This window comes from Archangium violaceum (genome assembly GCF_016859125.1).
Taxonomy (GTDB): Bacteria; Myxococcota; Myxococcia; order Myxococcales; family Myxococcaceae; genus Archangium; species Archangium violaceum_A.
Genome location: NZ_CP069338.1, coordinates 2,623,021 through 2,647,803, shown reverse-complemented (window position 1 = coordinate 2,647,803; position 24,783 = coordinate 2,623,021). Strand labels below are relative to the sequence as shown.

20 protein-coding genes are annotated in these 24,783 nt (G+C 68.5%); 7 read left to right on the top strand and 13 right to left on the bottom strand.

The annotated features are described in order from the left end of the window. Window positions 1–6: 6 nt before the first annotated feature. A complete protein-coding gene (locus tag JQX13_RS11345) occupies window positions 7–510 on the bottom strand; it encodes a MarR family winged helix-turn-helix transcriptional regulator (RefSeq protein WP_203409039.1) in 504 nt (167 codons plus the stop codon). 69 nt (window positions 511–579) lie between these two features. Between JQX13_RS11345 and JQX13_RS11340 the strand changes: the two genes are divergently transcribed. After that, window positions 580–1,446 (top strand): hypothetical protein, encoded by an 867-nt coding sequence (locus JQX13_RS11340; protein ID WP_203409038.1) that lies wholly within the window; start codon window positions 580–582, stop codon window positions 1,444–1,446. Here the strand turns inward: JQX13_RS11340 and JQX13_RS11335 are convergent. Next, window positions 1,428–1,871: an STAS/SEC14 domain-containing protein gene (locus JQX13_RS11335; protein ID WP_203409037.1), complete on the bottom strand. Its 444-nt coding sequence runs from the start codon at window positions 1,869–1,871 to the stop codon at window positions 1,428–1,430. The genes JQX13_RS11340 and JQX13_RS11335 overlap by 19 nt on opposite strands. Before the next feature lie 182 nt (window positions 1,872–2,053). Here JQX13_RS11335 and JQX13_RS11330 point away from each other — a divergent pair, with 182 nt between their 5' ends. Continuing rightward, window positions 2,054–3,682: a sigma-54-dependent Fis family transcriptional regulator gene (locus JQX13_RS11330; RefSeq protein ID WP_203409036.1), complete on the top strand. Its 1,629-nt coding sequence runs from the start codon at window positions 2,054–2,056 to the stop codon at window positions 3,680–3,682. Window positions 3,683–3,697: 15 nt separating this feature from the next. Here the strand turns inward: JQX13_RS11330 and JQX13_RS11325 are convergent, their stop codons facing one another. Then, complete coding sequence (locus JQX13_RS11325; protein WP_239014691.1) at window positions 3,698–4,630, bottom strand: type VI immunity family protein; 933 nt, start codon at window positions 4,628–4,630, stop codon at window positions 3,698–3,700. Between the two features lie 11 nt (window positions 4,631–4,641). Beyond that, on the bottom strand, window positions 4,642–5,406 hold the full coding sequence (locus tag JQX13_RS11320; protein ID WP_203409035.1) for a hypothetical protein: 765 nt from the start codon (window positions 5,404–5,406) through the stop codon (window positions 4,642–4,644). 421 nt (window positions 5,407–5,827) lie between these two features. On the opposite strand from JQX13_RS11320, the gene JQX13_RS11315 reads away from it, so the two are divergent. Further along, the gene (locus JQX13_RS11315; protein WP_203409034.1) at window positions 5,828–5,986 is read left to right on the top strand and encodes a hypothetical protein; all 159 of its coding nucleotides are present in this window, start codon (window positions 5,828–5,830) and stop codon (window positions 5,984–5,986) included. A gap of 371 nt (window positions 5,987–6,357) precedes the next feature. On the opposite strand, the gene JQX13_RS11310 is transcribed toward JQX13_RS11315, so the two are convergent. The 9 genes from JQX13_RS11310 to JQX13_RS11270 form a co-directional block, all read right to left on the bottom strand. Then, window positions 6,358–7,296, bottom strand: a complete 939-nt coding sequence (locus tag JQX13_RS11310; RefSeq protein WP_239014690.1) for a type VI immunity family protein — start codon at window positions 7,294–7,296, stop codon at window positions 6,358–6,360. Then, the gene (locus tag JQX13_RS11305) at window positions 7,293–8,069 is read right to left on the bottom strand and encodes a hypothetical protein (protein ID WP_239014689.1); all 777 of its coding nucleotides are present in this window, start codon (window positions 8,067–8,069) and stop codon (window positions 7,293–7,295) included. Before JQX13_RS11305 ends, JQX13_RS11310 begins: the two co-directional genes overlap by 4 nt. An 88-nt stretch (window positions 8,070–8,157) precedes the next feature. Further along, window positions 8,158–9,282 (bottom strand): glycoside hydrolase family 3 N-terminal domain-containing protein, encoded by a 1,125-nt coding sequence (locus JQX13_RS11300; RefSeq protein WP_239014688.1) that lies wholly within the window; start codon window positions 9,280–9,282, stop codon window positions 8,158–8,160. A 108-nt stretch (window positions 9,283–9,390) separates the two neighbouring features. Continuing rightward, window positions 9,391–9,594, bottom strand: coding sequence for a hypothetical protein (locus JQX13_RS11295; protein ID WP_203409032.1), 204 nt, complete (start codon window positions 9,592–9,594; stop codon window positions 9,391–9,393). Window positions 9,595–9,602: 8 nt separating this feature from the next. Continuing rightward, complete coding sequence (locus JQX13_RS11290) at window positions 9,603–10,274, bottom strand: multiheme c-type cytochrome (protein ID WP_203409031.1); 672 nt, start codon at window positions 10,272–10,274, stop codon at window positions 9,603–9,605. Further along, on the bottom strand, window positions 10,274–12,025 hold the full coding sequence (locus tag JQX13_RS55865; protein WP_343211075.1) for a molybdopterin oxidoreductase family protein: 1,752 nt from the start codon (window positions 12,023–12,025) through the stop codon (window positions 10,274–10,276). Before JQX13_RS55865 ends, JQX13_RS11290 begins: the two co-directional genes overlap by 1 nt. Next, complete coding sequence (locus JQX13_RS55860; protein WP_203409029.1) at window positions 11,979–12,407, bottom strand: molybdopterin-dependent oxidoreductase; 429 nt, start codon at window positions 12,405–12,407, stop codon at window positions 11,979–11,981. Before JQX13_RS55860 ends, JQX13_RS55865 begins: the two co-directional genes overlap by 47 nt. 284 nt (window positions 12,408–12,691) lie before the next feature. Next, window positions 12,692–13,909, bottom strand: coding sequence for an L-dopachrome tautomerase-related protein (locus JQX13_RS11275; protein WP_203409028.1), 1,218 nt, complete (start codon window positions 13,907–13,909; stop codon window positions 12,692–12,694). A gap of 91 nt (window positions 13,910–14,000) precedes the next feature. Further along, window positions 14,001–14,234, bottom strand: coding sequence for a hypothetical protein (locus tag JQX13_RS11270; protein WP_203409027.1), 234 nt, complete (start codon window positions 14,232–14,234; stop codon window positions 14,001–14,003). A 691-nt stretch (window positions 14,235–14,925) separates the two neighbouring features. Here JQX13_RS11270 and JQX13_RS11265 point away from each other — a divergent pair. Genes JQX13_RS11265 through JQX13_RS11250 form a run of 4 tightly spaced genes read left to right on the top strand, consistent with a single transcriptional unit; the run spans window position 14,926 to window position 24,771 of the window. Further along, window positions 14,926–16,590: a hypothetical protein gene (locus JQX13_RS11265; protein ID WP_203409026.1), complete on the top strand. Its 1,665-nt coding sequence runs from the start codon at window positions 14,926–14,928 to the stop codon at window positions 16,588–16,590. 24 nt (window positions 16,591–16,614) lie between these two features. After that, window positions 16,615–18,291, top strand: coding sequence for a helix-turn-helix domain-containing protein (locus JQX13_RS11260; RefSeq protein ID WP_203409025.1), 1,677 nt, complete (start codon window positions 16,615–16,617; stop codon window positions 18,289–18,291). Between the two features lie 43 nt (window positions 18,292–18,334). Continuing rightward, window positions 18,335–20,344 (top strand): lipoxygenase family protein, encoded by a 2,010-nt coding sequence (locus JQX13_RS11255; RefSeq protein ID WP_203409024.1) that lies wholly within the window; start codon window positions 18,335–18,337, stop codon window positions 20,342–20,344. Window positions 20,345–20,385: 41 nt separating this feature from the next. Further along, the gene (locus tag JQX13_RS11250) at window positions 20,386–24,771 is read left to right on the top strand and encodes a CHAT domain-containing protein (protein WP_203409023.1); all 4,386 of its coding nucleotides are present in this window, start codon (window positions 20,386–20,388) and stop codon (window positions 24,769–24,771) included. The last annotated feature ends 12 nt before the right edge of the window (window positions 24,772–24,783 follow it).

Genomic DNA, 24,783 nt, shown 5'->3' with positions numbered 1-24,783 from the left:
CCGGCTTCACGCGGCGGTGAGCCGGTCTCTCCCCGCGGGGGCGGGCGCGGGTTCCGGCGCGCGTGCGAGCGCCTCCACCCAGCGCTCCAACGAGTCGAGCAGCTCGCTGCGGTGCTCGCCCTCCAGGGGGAGCAGCAGGCCGGCCAGGCGCTCCTGCACCACGGCGTCGGCCTCGTCCCCCGCCACGCGGCCCTTCTCGGTGAGGCGCACCATGACGTGCCGCTTGTCCGCGCGCGTGCCGCGGTGCCTCGCGACGAGCCCCAGCTCCTCCAACCTGTCCAACAGTCGCGTCATGGGCGGCATGGCCAGGCCCATCCGCTCGGCCAGGGCGTTGACGGTGAGGAACCCCTCGGCGTGGAGCCACCAGAGCGCCTGGAGCTGCCGGGGCTCGAGCTCCGCGTGGGGAATCTCGTCCAGGGGATTGCTGAAGGCCCCCTGCCGCGCCATGTCAACGAAGAGATTCCTCAACCGCGCGACCACCACACGCACCTCTGACGCCAGTTCCGCCATGGGGATGCCTCCGTTGACCCCCCAAACGCGCGGGTCGCGCGGACATATCGCGGTAGGCTTCCAGGTCCCATGCGCTCCTCCTTCTCCGTGTCCCTGGTTCTCCTGTTGGGCGTGCTCACGAGTGGTGGCCTGGCCCGGGCCGAGACGCAAGACACTCCACCAGCGCGAGCCGACAAGGCTCCCGCTCCGTTGCCGGAGCCTCGCTGGAAGGGTCTGCCCGGGTGGCTGGGTTTCGCGACGGTGAAGCCCGGTGAAAAGCACCAGCAGTACTGGACTCCCGAGCACCCGGACGCGAGGGCCGTGCTTTTCTCGGACCTTTGGAACTCCGTTCCCAAGGGGACGAAGGTGACGCTCCTGTCCACCGCGGGCGTACGGGAGGGCACGTACCTGGGCACCTCGGACGTGCACTATGGCTGCGAGGAGAACACGGCCACGCTCGCGGGCTTCGGCGCCACCGAGCCGTTGCCCGAGGGCCCCGTCTGGGTGTTGCCCGGGAGCGCCGAGGGGGCCACCTCGCTGCCGGTGAAGGAGGTGCCGGCGAGCGCGCTGGGCGTCTCGCTCCCCAAGGGCAAGACGGCGGCGAGCAAGGAGGTGCGGGCCTTCGAGGCCGGGGGACTCGGCTTCCTGCTCACGAAGACGGGCAAGCTGCGTGGGCAGCTCACCGTGTACCTCAAGGGCAAGCGTGTCGCGGCCAAGGCGCTCGCCAAGGGAGACATGGCGGGCAGTGAGAAGGCGCCGCTGAACCTCTACGACGAGAAGGAGGTGGACGTGCCGCGCCCGCTGGCCGCGTACCGGCTCGGCCAGACGGGGCCGGTGGTGGTGGTGCTCGGCTTCCGCAGCTACGAGGGGCACCACTTCATGCTGGCCGTGCGGCGCGGCGACAAGGCCGAGCTGATCCAGGACGACAACGAGTCCCTCTACTTCTGCGCCTTCTGAGCCCCGGGCGCCGCGCGCTGGAGCGCCTCCTGGAAGGGCTCCGGATCCAGGTAGACGCGGATGAGCTCGCCGGTGCGCGAGAAGAGCTTCACCACCTCGGCGGTGAAGTGCATGTACTTGCTGTGCGTGAGGATGCTCACGCTCTTGAGGGCCGAGCGGTTGGTGCTGAACCACTCGGTCCAGGCCTCCTGCACGGGCAGGTTGGCCCCGGTGTCCTCATCCATCTCGAAGAACAGCTCCACGGGGGCATAGCGGCGGATGTCCTCGCGCAGCTCATCCATGGGCGAGGTGCCGAACTCGCCCTTGTCATTGCCCACGATGAGGATGAACACCACCCCCGGGCGTGGCCGCTGGTAGGTGAAGCTGCACCGCTCGCTCGACAACCGCACCGCGCCGTCTTCCAGCGTCTCTCGTTTGAACGACACCCCGTCCTCCTGGCCGCTCCACGGGGGCTCGCGCTGCTCACGTGGCCTCCCCGGGTCGCTCCGGAACAGAGCAATCCTCGGGCCAGTTCCGCCACCCCTGTGCGTCCGAGGAGGGGCGGGCCGCGTGCATGGGCGCACCGGTCGAAACGAACTACCGTTCGTTCAAAATGAAAGGGTCATCCATGCGAGCCGAGGACCTGCGCATCGACATGCTGCTGGAGGTGGACGCGCGGGAGGGGGTCCGCTTCGCGGGTGAGCGGGCGCTCATCCTGGACGCGGTGGCGATGGGGATGCTGCGCAAGCAACTGGTGGAGATGCTGGGCCTCACGGGGGCGCGGGCGGTGCTGACGCGCTTCGGCTACGCCCACGGTTGGCGCATGGCGGAGGCGATGCGCACCGGCTTCCAGTGGAGCAGCGACGCCGAGTGGCGGGCGGCCGGGGGACTCATCCACACCCTGCAGGGGCTCATCCGCATCCGGCTGGAGGACAGCGATCCCCTGGCAGCCCGGGGCGTCACCGTCGAGGACTCGTACGAGGCGGAGCAGCACCTGCTGCACCTGGGCCGGGCGGAGGCGCCCTCATGCTGGACGCAGTGCGGCTTCGCCAGTGGCTACATGAGCCGCGCGGCGGGCCGGCCCCTCTACGTCCTGGAGGACCGGTGCGTGGCGAGGGGAGACGCCGCGTGCCACTTCGCGGGCCGGACGCTGGAGGAGTGGGGGAGCCAGCTCGAGGAGCACCTGCCGTACTTCCAGGGCGAGGTGCTCGACGCCTCACTGCACCAGGTGGCGAGCGCGCTCAAACGCACGGAGCGCAAGCTGCGCGAGCGGGCGAGGGTGTTGGAGCAGGTGGTGGGCGAGCAGGAGGGGCCGGGAGGGCTGGTGGCGCGCAGCCCGGGGATGCGGCGGGTGGTGGACCTGGCGAGGCGGGCGGCGAGGAGCGAGGCCACGGTGCTCGTCATTGGAGAGAGCGGCACGGGGAAGGAGCGCGTGGCGAAGCTGGTGCACGAGGAGTCGGCGCGTGCGGCGGGGCCGCTGGTGGCCATCAGCTGCGCGGCGCTCACGGAGTCGCTGCTGGAGGCGGAGCTGTTCGGCCATGCGCGAGGGGCCTTCACGGGGGCGACGCACGAGCGCGTGGGGCTGTTGGAGGCGGCGGCGGGCGGGACGCTCTTCCTGGATGAGATTGGCGAGATGCCACTCGGCATGCAGGCGAAGCTGCTGCGCGCGTTGCAGGAGCGCGAGGTGCGGCGGGTGGGGGAGAACCACTCGCGGCCCATCGACGTGCGCGTGGTGGCGGCGACGAACCGGCCTCTGGCCGAGGAGGTGGCGGCGGGGCGCTTCCGCAAGGACCTGTACTACCGGCTGCGGGTGGTGGAGCTGACGGTGCCGCCGTTGCGCGAGCGGCGCGAGGACATCCTCCCGCTGGCCCAGGTGTTCCTGGTGGACGCGGCCCGGAGGATGGGGCGAGCGGCGCCGGGCCTGGGGACGGACGTAGCGGATCAGCTCCAGCGCCACGACTGGCCGGGCAACGTACGCGAATTGCGCAACGCGATGGAGCGGGTGGTGGCGCTCTCGCGGGGGGCTCGCGTGGAACTGGAGGATCTGCCCGAGGACGTCCGGGTCGCGCTGCCCGCGCCCTCGCTGACGGGAGCGGTGCGCACGCTGGAGGAACTGGAGCGCGAGTACATCCTCGCGGTGCTGGCGAGGAACGGGGGCAACCGGACGCGCACGGCGCAGGAGTTGGACATCGGCGCGACCACGCTCTACCGCAAGCTCAAGAGCTACGAGCGCGAGACACGCCGCCGGAAGCGGTGAGCCACGCGGCCCGGCTCAGGGACAGAAGCGGCGGATCCAGCGGCGCATGTCCTCCATGCCCTCCCTGTGGTCGTGAAGGAACCAGCCCGTGACCTCTTCGTCGTAGATGAAAGGCTCGAGCAGTCGAGCGAGGGCGGGGAGCAGGGGCGGCGGGCGTTCCTTTGTGGTGTCGATGGCTTCTGGCCACTCTCCGAGAGTGAGCAGTACGCGTTCGTCATCAAGCGGGTGGAATGAAATGTCTGGGAAGGGGAGCCGCTGCCGCAAACTCTCGAGACCTCCGAGCTGGCCCAGCAGGGGCTGACCGAGGAAGGTGAGCCAGTAGACGCCGCGCGCGCGGGTTCCGAGGACCCGGCTGGTCTGCTCGAGGTTATAGATATCCAGGCCTGGATAGCGGTCGCGCAGTTCACGAACCGTACGGCGAGCTGCGTACCACCCCGTGTTGGGAGCGATGAGGGCGAGGCTGGCGTAGCCGAAGCTGAAGGGCAGCTCGCGAGCGAGCTCGAGGGCGAGGGCACGAACTCGTGCGGGGCCGTGCTCCGTCAGGTACTCGGTGGGTAGAGTAAAACTCACGGCACAGGTGGAGTCCTCATCGCGGGCGAACAGCGGGGCGTCGAGCCGACGGCCGTAGTATTCGAAGTTGTAGCCGCCCGACTCATCGCGGTGCTCCTGCAGATAGACGCTGCGGGAGACCGGGCAGGGACGTTCGAGCATGTCCTCACGGATGTGTTCCCACTCCTCGTCGAGAGGCAGGGTGCCCCCTTCGGCTGCGACGTACCAGTTCAAGGTCTGGGGAGGAATGGCATGAAGATAGGTGTGCAGAGCCCTCCACACGGCTGGAGCCACTTCTGCGTGCGAGCGGCGCATGAAAAAACAAAGAATGATGCCGTCACGGGCCACCAGGAAACCATTGTCCGTCCGTACCCGGATGACGGGGATGCGTTCCTTCATCGGAATCGTCCTCATGGCGTGAGGAGGAAGACCTCTCCACCCAGCGCTTCCTTGTAGACTTCACCTTGATTCAAGCCGGAATAGGCGCTCGTTCTTCCGTACTGCTTCCACTGCGCGGGGTTGGTGGGAGGACAAGGAAACTTGAAGTCGAGGATGAGCACGGCCCGGAGGAGATTGTAGTCCTTGTGGAGCACGATATCGGGCTTGATGGTGCGCCACAGCTCGCGGGTACAGCCCTGGTCGATGAGGCGCTGCTCCTCCTCGCGGCTGATGGTCTCGATGAACCGGCTGGCCCGATAGTAGCGGTAGCGCTGTTCGATGCTGAAGGGGGCGGGCCAGAGCTGCGAGAGAACCTCGCGAGCGCATGCCAGGGCGATGACGTGCTTCTGTCGACCCAGGAGCATGGCTCGGGTGATGGGCTCACCGCAGCCGTCCACTTCCAGTTCCTCGCCGCATTCCTCTCGCGTGGGTGCACGGTTTCCGAAGAGTGAGGAGTTGACCTGATACTCGGCCTGCCTGGCGCACTCCTCGAGACGCTCCTCCAATTCATCCACCCTCCCATGATTCCCGAGCACGGCGAGGAGCACGGGAGCGACCCGGGCGAGCGTGGAAGCCACGGTCAGAGGGGCAGCGGAGGTCGTCGTCGTGCCCAACACGCTGGCGTGGCGCACGCGGGCGACGGACTCCGTGTCGAGGCGCAGGTCGCCGCGAGGATGAGCGCCGGAGCGAGCGGGATGGGTGGCGCAGGCTCCGAGGAGCATGCTGGCCAGGAGCATGCTCGTGAACCGCCAGGACGCGCTTCGGTGGGAGCGGAGCCTGTCCGCATTCAGGGGCATGGGACGGGCACTCTCGTGGAGTGCCCGACAAGTTTTTCAACATGGGTAAGTTGGGTGGATGAGACGACCGCCGCACCACCTCCTCCTCTCGCCTGGAGAAGTGGCCTACCTCAAGACGCTGGTGGAGGACGGACGTACCTGCCCGCAGAGCGCGCGTGCTGCTGACCATGACTGATGTTGTCCACAGGTGTGGATCCCTCGCCCCGTGGATGACACAGTCCCCGGCCGCAGTCCCCGCGGCCCCGAGGGACGGGGGCGGCGTCGCGGCGCCAGGCCGGCAATCCATGGCGTAGGAGGCGGTCTATGGGCGACGCGCTCAGAGGCCACGAGGATCAGCGGTTTACGGCCGAGGCGCACGGAGGTGGACGCCTACCAGGAGGCCTTGGACCTGTGTGCCTACACCCGGCAGAAGTACGAGCAGACGAGCTGGGTCGTGTGGCGCTCCTTCCACTCCAAGGCGGTGGAGCTGGCCGCAGGCACCCTCTACCAACTGGCGCTCAAGGAGCAGGGCGATGGCTGAGCGTGAGTCGAAGTCGATGAAGCTGGTGAGTCGATGAAGCTGGTGCAGCGCGCACACAGCCTACGCGCAGCGCGCAGGGGCGTGTGGTGCGGTTGAGTGGCTCAGCTCCTTACGGCGCTGGGGTCGAGTGCCCAGCGTGATCGGGAGTGTCTTACAAGTAGTTCGGCATAGTCGCGGGGGATGAATAGCTCTGGTGGATGAGGAGACGACCCCCGTGATTCATCCACCTCTCATCAGTGGGAGACGGACGTACCGAGCAGCGCTCGCTCGTCGGGCGTGCATCCTTCTGGCGGTAGCGGACTCGGCCACCATGGAGGAGATTGGCGCGCGAGTACATCCTCGCGGTGAAGCGGTGATCCACGCGGTCCGGCTCAGGGACAGAATCGGCGGATCCAGCGGCGCATGTCTTCTGGGTCTTGCTCGAGGAAGAGGAACCAGTTCGAACGCTCCTGGTGGAGGGATCGCTTGAGCAGGTGGCCGAGCGCGAGGAGTTGGGGAGACGGGCGCTCCTGCTGCGCGGTGTCGATGGCATCGGGCCACTCGCCGAGGGTGATCAACACGCGCTCTCCCTCGAGTGGTGGCAAGGTCTGCAAGGACACATCCGGAAAGGACAGATGCCGCCGCAGGTTCTCGAGTCCTCCGAGTCGGCCCAGCAGCGGCAAGCCGAGGAAGGTGAGCCAGTAGGCGCCTCGGGCTTGGGTACCGATGTGCCTGCTGGTCTCCGCGAGCTTGTAGATATCCAGACCTGGATAGCGGTCTCGCAGTTCGCGCACCGTGTGGCGAGCCGCGTACCACTGCCCGTCGGGAGAGACGAGCGCGAAGCTGGCGTAGCCGAAGCTGAAGGGCAGCTCGCGAGCGAGCTCGATCGCGAGGGCGCGCACGTGGGCGGGGCCGTGCTCCACGAGGTACTCGGTGGGCAGGGTGAAGCTCACCGCACAGGTCGCGTTCTGATTGTAGAAAGGCGCTGCGTCGAGCCAGCGCCCTTCGTATTCGAAGTTGTAGCCGCCAGTCGTGTCGCAGTGTTCTGCCAGCTCGATTCCACAGCGGACTGGCCAGAGGCAGTCGAGCATCTTCTCGCGGATATGCTCCCAGCCCTTGTCATCGAGAGGTTTCCAGTCCCCGTTATGAGCGGGGTACCAGCCCAGTGCCTGGGACGGAATGGCGCGGCGATATGTCCTCAGGGCTCGCCAGACGGCGTGAGCCACCTCCCCGTGGGAGCGGCGCATGAAGAAGCAGATGACAATGCCGTCGCGCGCCACCAGATCGCCGTACTTCGTCTGCACTCGGAGGATGGGAAGGCGCTCGCTCATCTGATTCCTCGTGGCGTGAGGAGCAGAACCTCGCCACCCAGTGCATCCTTGTAGAGTTGACCTTGGTTCATGCCGGGAAAGGCGCTCGTCGCGCCATACTCCGTCCACCTTGGGCGGTTGGATGGGGGGCAGGGGAACTTGAAGTCGAGGACGAGCACGGCCTGGAGGAGATTGTAGTCGGCGTGGAGGACGATATCGGGCTTGATGGTGCCCTTCAGTTCGTCGGTACAACCGCGTTTGATGATCTGTAGCTCCTTCTCCGGGCTGATGGCCTCGAGGAGCCGGCTGGCCCGATAGTAGCGGTAGCGCTGTTCGATGCTGAAGGGGGCGGGCCAGAGCTGCGAGAGAACCTCGCGAGCGCATGCCAGGGCGATGACGTGCTTCTGTCGACCCAGGAGCATGGCTCGGGTGATGGGCTCACCGCAGCCGTCCACTTCCAGTTCCTCGCCGCATTCCTCTCGCGTGGGTGCACGGTTTCCGAAGAGTGAGGAGTTGACCTGATACTCGGCCTGCCTGGCGCACTCCTCGAGACGCTCCTCCAATTCATCCACCCTCCCATGATTCCCGAGCACGGCGAGGAGCACGGGAGCGACCCGGGCGAGCGTGGAAGCCACGGTCAGAGGGGCAGCGGAGGTCGTCGTCGTGCCCAGCAGGCCCGCGTGGCGCACGCGAGCGACGGACTCCGTGTCGAGGCGCAGGTCGCCGCGAGGAAGAGCGCCAGTGCGAGCGGGATGGGTGGCGCATGCTCCGAGGAGCATGCTGGCCAGGAGCATGCTCGTGAACCGCCGATATGCGCTTCGGTGGGGGTGATGCCTGTCCGCATTCAGGGGCATGGGACGGGCACTCTAGCCACAATCCCGGCTACATCCCGTCCAGCAGGCCCATCCGGTCCTTGATGCGCAGCACCCGTCGGACCGCCGCGTCCAGTTGCTCCGCCATCTTCGGCTCCGACCCGGCCAGCTTCGTCAGGATGCCGAAGTAGTCCAGGCCTCCCGACCAGTCGGGGGGCTCGGTGGTGAGGATGAGATCATTGCCCGCGAGGAAGGCCCGCCGTACCACCTCCTCGCGCTCGGTGCCGAGGTGCTCGGCCAGCGCGCGGATGGCCACATCATCCGTTACGGAAATCCATCCACCCTCGTGGGCCATGGCGACGAGCGAGGGCTCGAGGATGGCGGGCGCCGGACCGAACTTCTCGTAGACGATGTTCGACATCATCACGCCTCCGAGGAACCGCTCCGCGGCGCGGAACACCGCTGCTTCCCGCCGCACGCGCTCCACCTCCCAGTCCGCGATGGCACGCACGTGGTCGGAGTCCGCGTCGAGATCTCCATAGCCCGGGAAGTGTTTGCCAATGGAGACCACTCCCGCCTTCGCCAGACCTCGAGCGAACGCGGTGGCTTTCTGCTTCACCACCTCGGGGTCTCCGGAGAACGCGCGCCCGTTGCGGAACATGTGGCCCCTGGGTGACACGTCGAACACGGGCGCGAGGTTCATGTTGAGCCCCACCTCGCGCATCGCCTTGCCGACGCGCACGCCCCACGCCTCGACCTCGGCGTCCTCCAGGGAGGCCATCTCCCGCGCGGACGGGAGCGCTCCGAGCGAGGGGTGCCGGCTGAGGCGGTTGAAGCCGCCTCCCTCGATGTCCACCGCGAAGAAGGGAGGCACCCGGGCACGCTCACGGGACGAGCGGATGCGCTCCTTCGCCGCGTCGAGCTTGCGCAGCGTCCCACCCACGAACAGCACTCCGCCCACCTCCACCGGGTTCTGCTTGCCGACCTGCGGGTAGGCGAGCAGCAACTGCCCCACCTTCTCGCGCGGGGACAAGGACTGGAGGACCCGCTCCACACGGGCCTCATCGGGCACTCGGTCGTGGAAGCCCGGGTGCTCCTCCGCGGCGGAAACCTCCCCGGCCACGGCGGACAGAACGAGCATCAGGACGATGAGCGATGAACGAAGCACACCCCGCATGGTGGCACAGTCTTCCATGGAGGCGTTCGTCGGTCCGAACGGATTCATGGGCACCCGACGGCATGTCTGGTCGCGAGCACGGCGGGCGGCCGGGCTCCCCTCGGGTTTCAAGAGCCACTTCGTGGCTCACAGCGCGCCGCCGCGGCGCAGCTCGCGCACCACGGCCACCACGTACAGCGTGATGGACACCCCGAGCAGCAGGCTGCCCAGCATGTAGCAGCCCACGAAGCTGGCGCGGATGGAGAAGAGGATGGGCAGCATCAACAACAGGCCCACCACGGTGAGCACGACGGCGGCGCGGATGAGCTTGTCGGGCGAGGGCACGTGCATGGCGGGTCTCACGGGTTCGCGGTGACGCGGGTGGGGGCGCGGGTTGGCCGGGCCGGGTGCGGCAATCCGTGGCAGGTGAAGCAGTTCATCTCGTCATTCGCGAGCTGCTTCCCCAGCGCCTTGTGGCTGTCCACCCGGGTGAAGGTGGGCGAGGTGGCGTGACAGGCCAGACAGTTGGCGTTGGGGTAGGTGCCCTTGTAGGTGATGGGTTCCTTCCACGTGTCCGTCACGTACAGCAGCCAGTGGCGGAGTCCGTCGCGCTTGGACTCCACGGTGCCGAAGATGCCGTAGCCCGTGTGGCACGCATAGCACTGCTTGGCGGGGATGGCGCCCGAGCGGTAGTGCCGCGCCGCCAGCGTGGCGCTCTGGGCGTTGTGCATGTCCCCCACGAAGGGGTCCATCACGTGGCAGGACTGACAGGCTTCCACTGTCTTCATCGACTCGAACATGTGCCCCGTGGTGCCCAGCAGCGCCACGCCCGGCAGCACGAAGAGTCCCAGCAGCAGCGTCCACCGGTACGTGGAGCGCGCCATGCTCGACTTGAAGACGAACTCCACCAGCAGCAGCCCCAGCACGGCCACGCCAATGCACAGCAGCGCGACCACCTCCAGGGTGCCGCCCAGGGTGGCACCGTGAGGAGGCTCGGGAGCGGCCATCGCCAGCAGGGGTCCGAGTCTCATCACGTGCCCTCCTTCACGCGCTCCACGCCCACCGCGGCCAGCTTGTACTCGGGCTGCGCGGAGGTGGGGTCCTGGTAGTCGCTCGTCGCCGCGTTCACCAGGTGCTCCATCGAGTGCATGAGCGCGAACACCACGCCGGGCCTCACCCGCATGCTGGGCAACGCCTTGAGTCGCACCGAGCCGCGCGCGCTCGTCACCTGCACCATGTCCCCCTCCTTCACGCCCATCACCGCCGCGTCGCCGGGGTGGATTTCGAGATAGTCGATGTCGATGCCCTGGAGCTGGGGAATCCGTCCCGTGAGGGTGGCGGTGTGCCAGTGCTCCAACCGGCGCCCGGTGGTCAGCGTCATCGGGTAGTCGCTCGTGAGGCTCTCCCGGAAGGGGCCCTGTTCGGAGAGGTAGACGATGGCGCGTCCGTCCGGCCGGGCGTAGAAGTCGATGCGCCCCTCCTTCTTCGCCAGCGGATCCTCTCCTGGCACGTAGCGGTGGCAGGTGCCCGGGTGCTGCTCGGTGGGGCAGGGCCAGGTGAGGCCCGGAAGCTCCTTCAACCTCGCGTAGGTCATGCCGCGGAAGTCATAGGGGGTGTCGGCCGAAATCATCCGCCACTCGTCCCAGACGGCCTCGGGCGTGCGTGCCTTCAGCAACTCGCCATGGCCGAGCCGCTCGCCGAGCGCCACGAGGATGTCCAGATCCGAGCGAGCCTCGCCCGGTGGCTCCACCAGCTTCTCCACCAGGTGGTAGCGGCGCTCGGACTGCGAGAGGACGCCCTCCTTCTCCGCCCACATGGCCGCGGGGAGGAAGACGTCGGCGTATTGCGCGGTGTCGGTGGGGAAGATGGAGTCGCTGACGACGAGGAAGGCCTTCTCCATGCCCACGCGGTATCGGTCCGCGTTGGGCAGCGAGCGCGCCGGGTTGGTGGCCATCACCAGGGCCGCGCGGACCTTGCCCTCGCGCATGGCCTCGAAGAGTGGCACGGCGGACAGGCCCGGGTTGGGCGAGATGCGGCCCTCGGGCAGGCCCCACAGCTTCTCCATCTCGTGTCTGTCTTTCTCCTTGGAGACGAGCCGCCCGGCCGGCAGCGCGTGCGACAGCGAGCCCGTGTCGCGCACGCCACCTCCCGCGTTGGTCTGGCCCGTCAGCGAGAAGGGCCCGGTCCCGGGGCGGCCTATCTGCCCGGTGAGCAGGTGCAATGCCATCATCATCCGGTTGGCCGCCACGCCGTGCGTCTGCTGGTTGAGCCCCATGGTCCAGAAGCTCATCGCCGCCTGGGAGATGCCGAAGAGGCGCGCGGCCTCGCGAATCTCCGCCGTAGACAGGCCGCACAGGTTGGCCATCTTCTCCGGCGCGTAGTCCTCGAGGAGCTTCTGGAAGTCCTCCAGGGTGAGCGGCGGCGAGTCCGCCGTGCCCTTGCGGAAGGTGACGAAGTCGTTGATGAAGGCCGGGTCCACGAGCCCGGTGCGCAGCAACTCGTAGGTCATGGCGTTGAGCAGGGCCACGTCCGTGCCGGGCCTTATCTGCAGGTGCAGCGTGGCGTCGCGGGCGGTGGGCGTGCGCCTCGGGTCCACCACGATGACGCGTGTCTGGGGCGCGGTGCGGAGGCGGTCGCGCACGCGCTCCCAGACGACCGGGTGGCACTCGGCCATGTTGGCGCCGATGACGAAGAAGCGCGTGGCGTGCTCGATGTCGTCGTAGCGGCCCGAGGGCTCATCCGCGCCGAACACGGACTTGGAGCCGAACGCCGCCGAGGCCATGCACAGGCGAGGGTTGCCATCGACGTTGTTCGTCCCGATGCCGCCCTTGAACAACTTTGTTGGCGGTGTAGCTCTCCTGGGTGAAGAGCTGTCCCGAGCCGTAGAAGGCCACCGCGTCCGGCCCGCCCTGGGCGATGGCCTCACGGAAGCCAGCGGCCGCCGCGTCGAGCGCCTCGTCCCAGGAGACGCGCACGAGCTGTCCGTTCTTGCGCACCATGGGGTAGTGCGCCCGGTCCGAGACGTAGAGAATCTCCCGGTTGAGCAGGCCCTTGATGCACAGCCGACCCCGGTTCCACCCTTCCTGCAGGCCCTCGACCTTCACCACCTTCCCGTAGCGCAGGCCCACCCGCGTCTCGCAGCCCGAGCCGCAGAAGCGGCACACGCTCTTGTGCCAGGAGTCGACCGGGATGGCCTCCTCGCGCGTCCATCCGATGCACCCGGGCCCGATCAGTCCCGTGGCCGCCGTCGCGCCGAATAGTGGAGGAGCTCGCGTCTCGTCATGCCCATGGTGTCCCTCCCAGGGCCCGGCATCACAACCCAGGCCCCGGGGACACGGCGCACGCATGTGTGCCGAAAGTCTCCGGGCTGTCCGCTCATCGACGGCCCGGGGGGGAGCTTCGCGCGTGGGATGCTGGCGGGTGAACGGTACCGCCAGCGGAGCGTGGCTCAGCGGCCCACGGCGCTCGGGGCCAACGGCTTGAAGCGCACCACGAGGAACGGCGGCTGGGTGCCTGCCTTGCCCAGATTGAGCACCGCGTGCCGGTGCAGCTGGTTCACCGTGACGTAGAAGTACCCGTCCGGCCCGTAGCTCAGTCCGTCCGGCCACTGCAGCAGCTCATCCCGCACGTACGGCTCATAGCTCCCGTCCGGCTTCGTCACGCCGATGGCCATGGCGCCCAGGTCGGTGATGTACAGGTTCCCCGCCGAGTCGACGCTCATGCCATCACTCACCGCCTTCTTCCCGTACCGCTCCACCTTCTTGCCCAGCTCCTCCGGGGACTGGTTCGGGTCGATGACGTCCTTCATCGGCACGCGCCACACCGTCTGGCCGCTCATGGAGCCGAAGTAGAGCCACTCGCTCTGGGGGTCGAGCGCGATGGGATTGAGCCCCAGCCGCGGCTCCACCGCGCCGCCCTGCTTGCCGGGCACGGTGATCTTCCGGCCCTCGACCGAGAGCGAGACATCCTCGGGCTGGAGGCTCGGGTGGCCCTGGAGCACGCGCCGGCCCTGGCCCGTCCGCAGGTCCACCACCACCAGCGCGGGCATGCTCTCGCCGACCAGGTCACCCCGGCCCATGTCCGAGAGCACCGCCACGCCCCGGTCCGCGTCCACCACCAGGTCCTGCAGGAACGAGTTGGGGGCCGCCACGGGCTGGGGCAGCGGAATCGTCTTCACGAGCTTCTCGCCGCGCGTGTCCCAGCCCACCAGCTTCGCGCCCTCGCCACCGCCCTTGCCGTTGTCGAGGATCCACAGCACCCCGTTCTTGTCCGACTCGACGCCAATAACCGTCTGGAGCCCCGTGCCGTCCGCGCCAGGAGCGCTGGCCCACTGCTCGGTGGGATAGGGGCGCGTGGTGCCACCCGGCAGCAACTCCACCACCGCGTGCTTCGGCGCGCCGAAGGGGTGCTGGCTGAGGAAGACGCGGCCCTCGGGGGTGATGGCGATATTGCCCGGCGTCTGCTCGAGGCGGGCGACCACCTCCAGCCCCGAGGGGCGCTTCTCCAGCGCGGGGAAGCGCTCGTGCATGGCCGCCGCTCCACGCTCCTCCTGGACGTCCTGCTGTGTCGCCTGCGTGCCGGACGACGTCTTGCCGCTCGTGGCGCAGCCCGCGGAGAGGATGCCCAGGAGCAACAGCGCCCGGGGTGAGCACGATGAAATCGACATGGTTCGAACCTCCGAGAGTTGAAGGGGGCGCGCACGTTAAGCGAGAGCGGCTCCCCGGAGGCAATCCATCGTTCCGCTCGCGCTTCGAGTGTCAGACGCGGGGCGTCACGGGCCTTTCCCCGTTCCTCACGCCGCCCTGGCGAAGTGCCTCGCGGAACACCTCCTGGACTTCGGCCAGCGCCAGTTCGATGTCATGATTGCCCAGGCGGATGATGACCTCTCCGCCCCGGGACAGGATGCGCCCGAGTGCGGCGAACACGTTCGCGGTGGAGGGCCAGGCGGTCAGCGCCCGCGCCTGCCGCACCGCCCGCTCCGTTTCGAGCACGAGGGGGGTCCTCGTTCATCAGGAAGTCGACCGCATCTCCATTCAGCATCACCCGGGTGGGCGCGAGCTGCGAGTCGAGGAACGCGGGGAGTGCCTCGGTCCCCGCGAAGATGTCGAAGCCTTGTCCATTACCCAGGTGCAGGTCACTCAAAACGACCGTACGCATGCCAATGCCTTTCGCAATGTGGCCTTGGAATCCTACGAGCCATTCTCGGTTGTCTGCGCGCCGCGCCGAGCTAGCCAGTCAAGGGAGGCCTCGTATGATTGTTCCCCCCAGACGGGGGAGATGATGAAGCGGCGCTTCATGAGGGAGGACAGTGCGCGTGTCGTCGCCTACCTGCTGTGAGCGGGCTCTCTCGATAGGAGTGGGGCCCATCACTGGGCGCGGGACGCGGGCCTGTCGCTCGGCTCGCTCCGGGAACTCCCGAGAGATACGTGGAACTCCATGTATTCATCTCCCAGGGAGATCGCGAGCGCATGCCCTGACGGCTGGCTGGTGGGCGTGTAACGCGGCTCCGTCCGCGCCGTTTTGGAAGCAGCCGTGATTTGTATCACCATGGCGTTGTGAGGCGGCGCACAGTGTTCCCATCGGGAAAGTGGCAGGCTGGGTGATGTCAAGGACGGCCACGCCCTCCGCGCTCCTGGAGCCCGAACCCGCCCTCCTTGCCCGCCATCGTCAAGAAAGAGCGCCATGCCTCAGCAGACCGATACTCTTGAACTGTTGTTGGTTCATGCCGACACGAATACGCCGGTTCTGAGCGAGGGCCTGCCGGCGGGCACGACTCCCCAGGAGCGCTCCACGATGAAGGACGACGTCCCTGAACCGCTCGATTTCTGGGACGAGGGCGGAGACCCGAATGACCTCGAGGCTCAGCGCTGGGGCCTCATCCTCCCCGAGGGCCCGGAAGGTGACCGCCTGCGCGACCTCATCCGGCCGCTGATCGAGTTCCGGCGCGCGCAGCAGGGGGGCCACCCCGTCAAGGAGTACCGTGTTCCGAAAGGGCCGATGACCATGGCCGAGGCCGCGCTGTGGCGCAAACGGCACTTCGACTCGGGGGAGCACCTGAGCGCGGATGTGCCGCGCTACCAGCTCATCCTGGGCGACTTCGACCAGGTGCCTCTCGCCATCCAGCAGATACAGGCCTCGGACGGCTACGTCGGCCGGCTCCACTTCTCCGACGAGCAGGGCTACCTGGCCTATGTCGAGAAGGTCCTGCGCGCCGAGCGGCTGCCACGTCAGGGCCTGGGCCGGATGCTCTTCCACACGGCGCATGACGGAACCCCCGCGCTCAACGCGGGCTTCAATGCGCTCATCAACCCAGGTCTCGAGCTCATCCGGGAGGGCTTGAGCCAGGGGCGCTTCCCCGCCAGCGGCCTCCATGTGCACGGCGAGGAACAGGAACCGGGGCTGGATCGCTTCCTGGAGAACTCCTCGCTCACCGAGCCGGGCGTCTTGTTCAGCATGAGCCATGGCATCGGCGCGCCCAGGGGTGGCTGGAAGACGGATGCGGACAGGCTGGCGGGCCAGGGGGCGATGAGCTTCGGCCGTGAAGGACAGCTGTCCGCGTCCGACCTGACCTCACGCACGTTCATGCCCAATGGCATCTGGTTCATGTTCGCGTGCTTCGGCGCGGGGACGCCGGACATCAGTGCGTACTCCCACTGGCTCAGGCATCTCGTCGAGGCCGGGCGCTACTCCCGCCTGCCAGACGTGATGAAGACGCTCGCGGGGACGGGCAGGCCCTTCGTCGCCGCCACACCGCAGAAGGTGCTCGCGAACCCGAACGGCCCGCTGGCTTTCATCGGCCATGTCGACCTCGCCTGGACCTTCAGCTTCCGCGAGGACGACTCACCCGCGAAGAAGCGCCCGGGCCGCTTCATCGAGCCGCTGAAGTCGATGTTGCGCTCGAACCGTGTCGGCATTGGGTTCCGCGAGCTGTATCGCTACCTCGCACTCACCGATACCGAGCTCTCCAGCATCCACGATGACGATGTCCGCACGGGAGCCACCGCGTCCAATGACGAGCTCATCCGGCGTGGGTATCTGTGGATGATGCGGCAGGACATCGCCGGCTACGTGATGCTCGGGGACCCGGCCGTACGCCTCCCCGTCGAGGAAAGGCGCGCGAAGTTGGCCACGCCTCCGGCGCTCCCCGTGCCGCATGAGGTGGTGAAGGCTCCCGCGAAGTTGCCCCTCGCGGTGGAGAAGCTCGAGGAAGCCATTGGCTACATCCTCTCCGGAGAGCGGAGCATGAAGGAACTCTCCACGGAGTACGGCATCGAGCGCCGCGAGCTCGAGCGCCTCGCCGACATCTATTGCAAGGCGGGCCGCGCCGCCCTCGGCATCCCGGAGTAATCCCGCTCACCCGAGGAGACAGCCATGGACCTCGAGCTGCTGCTGACGCACGCGGACGACCGCCGCCCCACCCTGGCCGAGGGGCTCCCGCTCGACTCGACACTGAATCAGGCCCGGCCCGCGGCCAGCCAGATGCCGACGCATCTCTGGGACTCGGGCGGTGACCCCAACGACCTGTCCAGGCAACGCTGGGGGGTGGTGGCTCCGGAGGGACCGGCCGGGGACCGGCTCCTGACGCTCATCGAGCCCCTGCGCAAGCTGCGTCAGGAGGAGCAGGGGGCGTCCGTGCGCCTCTACCGGGCGCCGCCCGGGTTGGACGCGCCCGCGGCGGTCCACTGGAAGAAGCACGTACTCCACGACGAAGCGGTACCGGAGGTGGAGCAGCCCCGCTACCTGCTCATGCTCGGCGACCTGGATCAGCTCTCGCTCGAGCTGCAGCAGGTGCTGGGCAGTGACGGCTTCGTCGGGCGGCTCGCGTTCTCACGGGACGCGGACTACGCGGCCTATGTGGAGAAGGTGCTGCGCTGGCGGAGGAGCCCCTCGCCCGCCCAGGCGCGCGCCCTCTTCTACACGGCGCATGATGGGACCCGGGCGACGAGCCTCGGCTACCAGGCGCTCATCTCGCCCAGCCTCCAGAGCTGCCGGGAGCGCCAGTCGAGGGGGGAGTTCCTGGCACGGGACATCCTGGAGGTCGGGGACCGGGATGACATGTCCGTGCACGGGCTGCTGGAGCAGGCGGCCGCGCCGAAGCCGAGCGTGCTGTTCTCCTTGAGCCATGGGCTGGGTGCGCCGCGCCAGGGCTGGCGTTCGGTGGAGGAGCAACACGCGCTGCAGGGCTCGATGAGCCTGGGCCGCGGGGAGCAACTGGACGCCGCGGTGCTGGGGAGCCGGCCCTTCCTCCCGGGAGGCCTCTGGTTCTACCTGGCCTGTTTCGGGGCGGGGACGCCCTCGCGGAGCGCCTTCCACACGTGGCTGTCCCAGCTGCGTGACGCCGGCCAGTTCTCGGGTCGGCTGGAGGGGTTGCTCGCGTCGCTGCCCCGCGAGGGCGAGCGGCCCTTCGTCGCCGCACTGCCCAAGGCGGTGCTCGCCAACCCCCAGGGGCCATTGGCGGTCATCGGCCACATGGACCTGGCCTGGTCGTACAGCTTCCAGGAGCAGGGCTCGGTGGCCAGGAGCCGTCCCTCCCGTTTCCAGGGCCTGCTGCATTCGATGGTGGCCGGGCGCCGCGCCGGCGTGGGCCTGGACGCGCTGTGGCGCTTCTTCCGGGACGCGAACAACGAGCTCACCACGCTCTACGAGCAGCAGGAGGAGGCTCAGCGCGGGGGACGTCCCAACCCGGTGGACCTCGCTCAGAGAGCGCACCTGTGGATGCTGCGCCAGGACCTGGCCGGCTACGTCCTGCTTGGGGACCCCGCGGTGCAACTACCGGTTCCCTCCGCGCAACCGCGGGCGGAGGTGAAGGCCGCATCGGCCCAGGCCCTCGCCGCGATGGTGCTCGGCATGCAGGTGACCGCCTCGGAATCTCTTCCCAGCACGGACGTGATGGCCGAGGCCGTGCGCGCGCTTCTCGCTGGTGCGGAGAGCCCCAGGGACATCGCGAAGCGGGCGGGCGTCTCCCTCAAGGAGCTGCGCAACTGGGAGCAGGTCTACACGGAAGCCGGGCGGGCCGCGTTGGAGCAGCTCCGCGAAACATCCTCCTGAGCCTTGTCCTTTCTCATCCACCTCTCATCCCAAAGGTCATCCCATGTCCGATCCCGTCCAGAACACGCCCCCTGCCTCCACCGAGGCGCATGACAGTCCCCATTCGTTCCTCTTTGGCGCCTCCTCGGCTCCCGCGGACCCGAAGCTGTTGTACCAATACAACTACAAGAAGCTCGCGCCCCTCGCGATGATCGACACCCCGCCGAAGGAGGAGAAGCCGAGCTTCAAGTGGCTCATGCAGTGCGTCCATCTCAGCCTCGACTCCGTGCGCAATCGCATGCATTGGGATGACGCGCTCTCCTTCTCCGATGATGACACCGCCCGGCTGGACCTCAGCGATCTGGGCCACGGCACCGTGAGCCTCGACGACCTCCAGCTCGACAAGGTGAGGCCGCACGAGGCGGTCGAAGTGGCTCCGGACAACCTCGAGCAGATGTCCCCGGAGCAGCTCTCGGCGGCGCTCCCCAACGGGGCGGAGGAACCGCTGTCCTTCGGCGGCGATGACTCCAGCCCGGGGGGGCTCGCCCTCGTCAAGACGCTGGCGGTCATCGGCCAGGAGCTCCTCAAGAAGGGCATCACGGATCCGCTCGGTATCCTCGCGTTCGTGCTCAAGCGGACGAACGCGCAGAAGAGCGGGCGTCCCAAGTCCCTCGACGACTTCGCGCGCCTGTTCGCCACGTTCAAGCGGCCGTGGTTCGCCGACCGTTTCGATTCCGACGAGGTCTTCGCCTACCTGCGCGTGGCGGGCTTCAATCCGCTGGTGCTCCAGCGGGTGACGGCGCCGGGAGCGAACTTCCCGGTCACCGACGAGCAGTTCCACGTCGCCATGGCCGACACGCGGGACTCGCTGGCCCAGGCGGGGGCCGAGGGCCGGCTCTTCCTGTGTGACTACAAGGCCCTGGCGGGCGTGAAGAATGGCAACTTCCCCGCGGGTCCCAAGTACTGCTTCGCCCCGCTCGCCCTGTTCGCGCTGCCTCGGGAGGGCGCGGGGCCGCGCCGGCTGCAACCGGTGGCCATCCAGTGCGGACAGGACCCGCGCAACCACCCGGTCTTCACGCCGGCCGACGGCGAGGCCTGGAAGCGGGCGAAGCTCGTGGTCACCGTCGCCGACTTCAACCACCACGAGACCATCTCCCACCTGGCGCGCACGCACCTGCTGGTGGGCCCCATCGTCATGGCCACGCGCCGGTGCATTCCGGACACGCACCCGGTGAGCACGCTGCTGCGGCCGCACTTCGAGGGCACGCTCAGCATCAACGACAAGGCCCAGGCCACGCTGGTGGCGCCTGGCCATGAGGTGGACAAGTCGCTCGGGGGCACCATCTGGGCGAGCCGGAAGCTCTCCGCGGAGGGGCTGCTGGCCAGGCCCTTCAACGCGCTCTTCCTGCCCACCGACCTCGAGGCGCGCGGCGTCACCAGCCCCACGCTCGACTACCCGTACCGCGACGACGCCCTGGAGCTCTGGCGCGCCATCGAGGAGTGGGTGACCACCTACGTCAAGCTCTACTACGGCTCCGACGAGCAGGTGCGGGCGGACGCGGCGCTCCAGGCGTGGGCGGCGGAGATCGTCTCGCAGGAGGGCGGGCGCATCCCCGGCTTCGGTGACGCGGGGGACGGGCGCATCCAGAGCCTCGACTACCTGTGCCGGGCGCTCACGATGATTGTCTTCACCGCCAGCGCGCAGCACGCCGCCGTCAATGCCCCGCAGTCGGAGTTGCTGACGTACGCGCCGGCCACGCCCCCCGCCTCCTACCGCGCGGCCCCCCTCTCCGAGGAGGATGCCAACAACAATGACTACCTCGACTACTTCCCGCCGCTCGAGATGGCCGTGCTCCAGATGGAGTTCATGAACCTGCTGGGCGGCGTCATCTACACCCGGCTGGGTCGCTACGAGAAGGACTGCTTCCAGGACAAGCGGGTGCGCGAGCCGCTCACGCGCTTCCAGAAGAAGCTCGACGACATCGAGGCGCTCATCACCGAGCGAAACCACACCCGCTACGGCCCCTATCCCTTCCTCCTGCCGAGCCGGGTTCCCCAGAGCATCAACATCTGACGGCGCCCTCCCAGGTACCGGCGCGGGCAGCGGAAGACCCCATGACGAAGTTCGCCCATGAGTTGCTGCTCGAGTTCGTGCGTACGGAGGACGCGGGTGACTCCTTCGCCTTCCGCACGGGGAGGCAGGAGTATGTCCTGCGCGGTACGGGCGGAGGCGCCGAGAGTGTCGAGCTGACGTGGAGCCAGGCGCTGCTCGGCGATCTGGCGGCGCTTCACCAGCCGGACTGTGACCCCGCGGTCACCCAGCGCGTGGGCAGGACGCTGCGCGACTTCCTCGGTTCGGAAGGTTGGGCGAGGCAGGAGGCGCGGCTCCTCGAGGCGGTGTCGGGTGGGCGGCCAGTGGTGGTGACCCTTCGCTCGGCCGCCGCGGAGCTGTACGCACTGCCCTGGGAGCTGCTCTGCCTGGACTCCAGCGGGCAGCATCTGGGCGAGCTGCCTTCCGTGCTGGTGCGCTACGAGTGGCCGGAGACGGTGACGGCCGCCGAGTCGCCCTCGCCACGTCCCGAGGGAGGGCGCGTCCTCTTCGCGTGGTCGTCCGCCGGAGGCCCCGTGCCTCGCGCCGAGCACCTGCGCGCCATCGAGGAGGGCGCGAGGGCGGGCCATTACCCCTTCGACACCCGGCGTGACGTCCTCGGGCACGCCAGCTACGGACGGCTGGAAGACACCCTGGAGGCGGCCAGGGCTCCCGGGGGCACGCCCATCTCCGTGCTTCACCTGCTGGGTCATGGCGGGGCGGCGGGGCAGACGTGTGGCCTGCTGCTGGACGGCGAATCCGCGGGAGAGTCCACCGTCGTCGACGCCGGCCGCCTTCGCCAGCTCCTCACGCCCTACGCGGGCATGGTACGGCTGGTGGTCATCGCCGCGTGCAACGGCGGCGACATCGGCGTTCTGGGCAACCAGCTCGGGAGTGTGGCCCAGGCGCTCCACCAGATTGGGATTGGCGCGGTCATCGCCTCGCGTTTCCCCTTGTCCATTCCCGGCTCCAATCGCTTTTCGGAAACCTTCTACCGCGAGCTGTTCGGCGGCCCTTCTTCCGTGGAGAGCGCCTTTCTGGCCGCGCGCAGGCAGCTCGCGCGGGACACCGGCCGGCTGGATTGGGCGAGTCTGCAGCTCTACGCGCGCGAAGCCGATGGCCATGACAACCGCCCCCTCGTGCTGCGCCCCTACCGCGGACTGCTCGCGTTCCAGCCCGAGCACAGCCGCTTCTTCTTCGGCCGCGACGCCGAAATCAACGAGATCATCAACGACCTGGGCGCACTCGCCAGAGCCGGAGCGCCACGCTTCCTCGTGGTGGCCGGTTCGTCGGGCACGGGCAAGTCCTCGGTGGTGCTCGCGGGCGCGGTACCTCGCATGCTCCAGGCTCCCGGGTCCACGTGGGTATTCGCTCGGATGCGCCCCGGCGCGGAGCCGCTGGCCGCGCTGGAGGCCGCCCTGGCGACGCGCACGGACGCGAGCCGGCCCCTGCTGCTCGTGGTGGACCAGCTCGAGGAGCTCTTCACCCAGACGGAGTCGGCGGAGGAGCGCGACACGTTCGTCCGCTGGCTCTGGGCGTTGGCGGGCCAGGGCGATTCCGGAGTGTCGGTGCTCGTCACCCTGCGCGTGGACTTCATCGGACGCTGCGGCGAGTTCACGCTCGATGACAAGGGGCTGCGGCTCGACAAGGTTTCGTATGATGAGGCGCACCGGGTCTTCGTGGCGCAGATGACACCGGCGCAGCTCGAGGAGGCGATCCGCGAGCCCGCCGGGCTGGTGGGGCTCTCGCTGGAAGCGGGCCTCGCGCGCCGGATGCTGAAGGACGTCGAGGGCGAGCCGGGCGCGCTTCCCCTGCTCCAGGACACGCTGGACATGCTCTGGCAGCGGCGCGAGGGGCGGAAGCTCACCCAGGCGGCCTACGACGCGGTCGGGGGCGTCTGCGGTGCGCTCGGCCTCCGTGCCGACGCGCGGATGGCCGAGCTCGATGAAGCAGGGCGGATGATGGCACGCCGCCTCTTTCTCCGGCTGGTGAACGTCCACTCCGATACGACGATGGATACACGGCGGCGGGCGCTCCTGGCGGAGGTCCGGCCGCGAGAGCCGCAAGAGGGGGCTCGTTTCGAGCGGATTCTTGGCCGGTTCGTCGATGAGCGGCTGTTGGTGCGCACGGGCGATGGAAGGACGACGACCGTGGAGGTTGCCCATGAAGCACTCATCCGCAATTGGCGGAGGCTGCGTGGGTGGGTGGAGGAGGAACGTGGAAGGCTCCTGGCACGTCAGGAGCTCACGAGCAGGGTCGAGGAGTGGAAGAAGCATGGCGCGCTGCTCAATGAGCGGCAGCTCGGCCTGGCGGAAGACGTCGCACGGGTCTTCTCGGAGGAGCCAGACGACGACACGAAGAGGCTGCTCGAGGAGAGCCGGGCGGATGTCCGGAGGAAGCGGCGGCTCAAGCAATCGGCCCTGGGGGGGCTCCTGGCGGTGGCGGTGGTGCTCTCGCTGCTCGGGGGGTGGGGCATGATGGAGTCGAGGCATGCCAGGGTGCAGGCACAACGGGCCCGTGATGCCGGCCGGCTCTCCGTCGCCCTGCGAGTGGCTCACGAGCCGGAGATCGCGATCTCGCTCCTGCGAGAGGTCGAGGAAGAGGACTCCAGGGAGTTGCTGCTTCGCGGCTGGGTCGGGGCCGCGCCGCACTTCGCGTCTTCCCCGGTGTTCCGTTGCCGGACCCCGGTCGAGTTGACGGACCGTTCGGAGCCGGTTCGTTCCGCCTCGTTCAGTGCCGATGGGAAACGAATCATCGCCCACGCGCGCGATGGGACCGTGCGGGAGTGGAATCCAGACGGAACCCCCGCTGGCACCCCACTCGAGGAGCACGGAGGGGGAATCGCTCCGGCCGGCGCGAGCCCCGATGGAGCGCGTATCGTCACGGTCCAGGACGGAACGGCGCGAGTGCGGAAGGCGGACGGCACCCTCCTCAGGACGCTCGAGCGCCAGCACGACTGGCGGTTCCTCTCGGCCACGTTCAATGCGGACGGTACGCACATCCTCACGACCTCGAGCGACCGCGCCGCGCGGGTATGGACGGCCGATGGCTCCCTCGTCACCGCGCTCCCGGGAAACAGGGAAGGGATTACCGCCGTTGCGATGAGCGCCGACGGCGAGCGCGTCATCACCGCCCTGGCGGATGGAACCGCGACGCTCTGGGGACTGACGGGTTCCGGGACCGGTACCCTGGTGGCCATGCTCAGCGGTCATCTCGGGGCGATCCACTCCGCGTCGTTCAGCCCCGATGGCAGCCACGTGGTCACCACCTCGGCCGATGGGAGCGCGCGCGTGTGGGCGGCGGACGGCGCCCTGCTCGCCGAGCTCAAGGGCCACCCGGACGGCGCCAGCTCCGCCGGGTTCAGCCCGGATGGGACGCGCATCGTCACCGTCGCGGGTGATGGGAGCGCACGGCTGTGGACGTCGGATGCCTCTCTCGTTACCGAGAGAAGGAGGGACGGTGGGCGCGGGATGGTGTTTCAGGGAAGCAGGTACAGGGTCACCACCTCGGGTGACAGCAAGGCACGGGTATGGGGAGAGGACGGCGCCCTCATCGCGGAGCTCCCGCATGGTGAGCAACTGGTCACGTCCGCCGCGTTCAGTGCAGAGGGGACCCGGGTGGTCACGGTTTCGGGTTCCAGACCCGGGGGACGTGACAGCGTTCAGGTCTGGAGGCTCGACAGCAAGAGCCGCATCGCTTCGTTCCAGGGCCGTGGCGAGGTCCTGTCCGCCATGTTCTGCCCCGAAGGACTGCGCATCGTCACGTCCCTGGATGAGAGCACCGTGGGGGTCTGGACGGCTGACGGCTCCCTTGTCACCCGACTTCCTGGTCATTCGAGAGCGGTCACCCTGGCCACGCTCAGCCCGGATTGCCAACGCATCATCACGGCCTCGGACGAGGGGAGCGCATGGGTGTGGAAGGCCGATGGTACCCGCGTCGCCCGCATCGACCCTCATGGAGTCAGGATGCTCTCGGCGGCGTTCAGCGCGGACGGCGAGTACCTGGTGACGGGCTCGGAGAACGAGGCGGCGCGGCTCTGGGCGTCCGATGGCACGCTCGTGGCGGTGCTCGGCGGTCACCGCGGGCCGGTGCGCTCCGTCGCGTTCAGCCCGGACGGCGCCCGGGTCATCACCGCTTCGGATGACTCTCTTTCACGCGTGTGGACCATCCATCCGGAAGCGGTTCGTCGTGCGCTCTGGCTCTCGACGCGCTACTGCCTCAGCCCGAAAGAACGGATGAACCTCCTGGGCGCGCAGGAGCCAGGAGCCCAGACCGGCTACGAGAATTGTATGGACATGGTCCACTGCCTGGGCCGCGAGGAGCCTGCCCGGCAGGACCGGTACCCGGGCTGTCTCGACGAGTACCGGCGTAGAGCGAAGGCCCGGTTGTATAGGGCGTCTCCCGAGGAGTAGCTGCCCCTCGGG

Excerpts from the sequence above, each read along its gene's own strand:
- JQX13_RS55865 (WP_343211075.1), bottom strand. The coding sequence starts at position 12,025 with ATGGCCTCGGCGGCGTTCGGCTCCAAGTCCGTGTTCGGCGCGGATGAG.
- JQX13_RS11295 (WP_203409032.1), bottom strand. The coding sequence starts at position 9,594 with ATGCACGTGCCCTCGCCCGACAAGCTCATCCGCGCCGCCGTCGTGCTC.
- JQX13_RS11325 (WP_239014691.1), bottom strand. The coding sequence starts at position 4,630 with ATGAAGGAACGCATCCCCGTCATCCGGGTACGGACGGACAATGGTTTC.
- JQX13_RS11260 (WP_203409025.1), top strand. The coding sequence starts at position 16,615 with ATGGACCTCGAGCTGCTGCTGACGCACGCGGACGACCGCCGCCCCACC.
- JQX13_RS11275 (WP_203409028.1), bottom strand. The coding sequence starts at position 13,909 with ATGTCGATTTCATCGTGCTCACCCCGGGCGCTGTTGCTCCTGGGCATC.
- JQX13_RS11255 (WP_203409024.1), top strand. The coding sequence starts at position 18,335 with ATGTCCGATCCCGTCCAGAACACGCCCCCTGCCTCCACCGAGGCGCAT.
- JQX13_RS11310 (WP_239014690.1), bottom strand. The coding sequence starts at position 7,296 with ATGAGCGAGCGCCTTCCCATCCTCCGAGTGCAGACGAAGTACGGCGAT.
- JQX13_RS11290 (WP_203409031.1), bottom strand. The coding sequence starts at position 10,274 with ATGAGACTCGGACCCCTGCTGGCGATGGCCGCTCCCGAGCCTCCTCAC.
- JQX13_RS11345 (WP_203409039.1), bottom strand. The coding sequence starts at position 510 with ATGGCGGAACTGGCGTCAGAGGTGCGTGTGGTGGTCGCGCGGTTGAGG.
- JQX13_RS11265 (WP_203409026.1), top strand. The coding sequence starts at position 14,926 with ATGCCTCAGCAGACCGATACTCTTGAACTGTTGTTGGTTCATGCCGAC.
- JQX13_RS11340 (WP_203409038.1), top strand. The coding sequence starts at position 580 with ATGCGCTCCTCCTTCTCCGTGTCCCTGGTTCTCCTGTTGGGCGTGCTC.
- JQX13_RS11305 (WP_239014689.1), bottom strand. The coding sequence starts at position 8,069 with ATGCTCCTGGCCAGCATGCTCCTCGGAGCATGCGCCACCCATCCCGCT.
- JQX13_RS11250 (WP_203409023.1), top strand. The coding sequence starts at position 20,386 with ATGACGAAGTTCGCCCATGAGTTGCTGCTCGAGTTCGTGCGTACGGAG.
- JQX13_RS11330 (WP_203409036.1), top strand. The coding sequence starts at position 2,054 with ATGCGAGCCGAGGACCTGCGCATCGACATGCTGCTGGAGGTGGACGCG.
- JQX13_RS11320 (WP_203409035.1), bottom strand. The coding sequence starts at position 5,406 with ATGCTCCTGGCCAGCATGCTCCTCGGAGCCTGCGCCACCCATCCCGCT.
- JQX13_RS11300 (WP_239014688.1), bottom strand. The coding sequence starts at position 9,282 with ATGGAAGACTGTGCCACCATGCGGGGTGTGCTTCGTTCATCGCTCATC.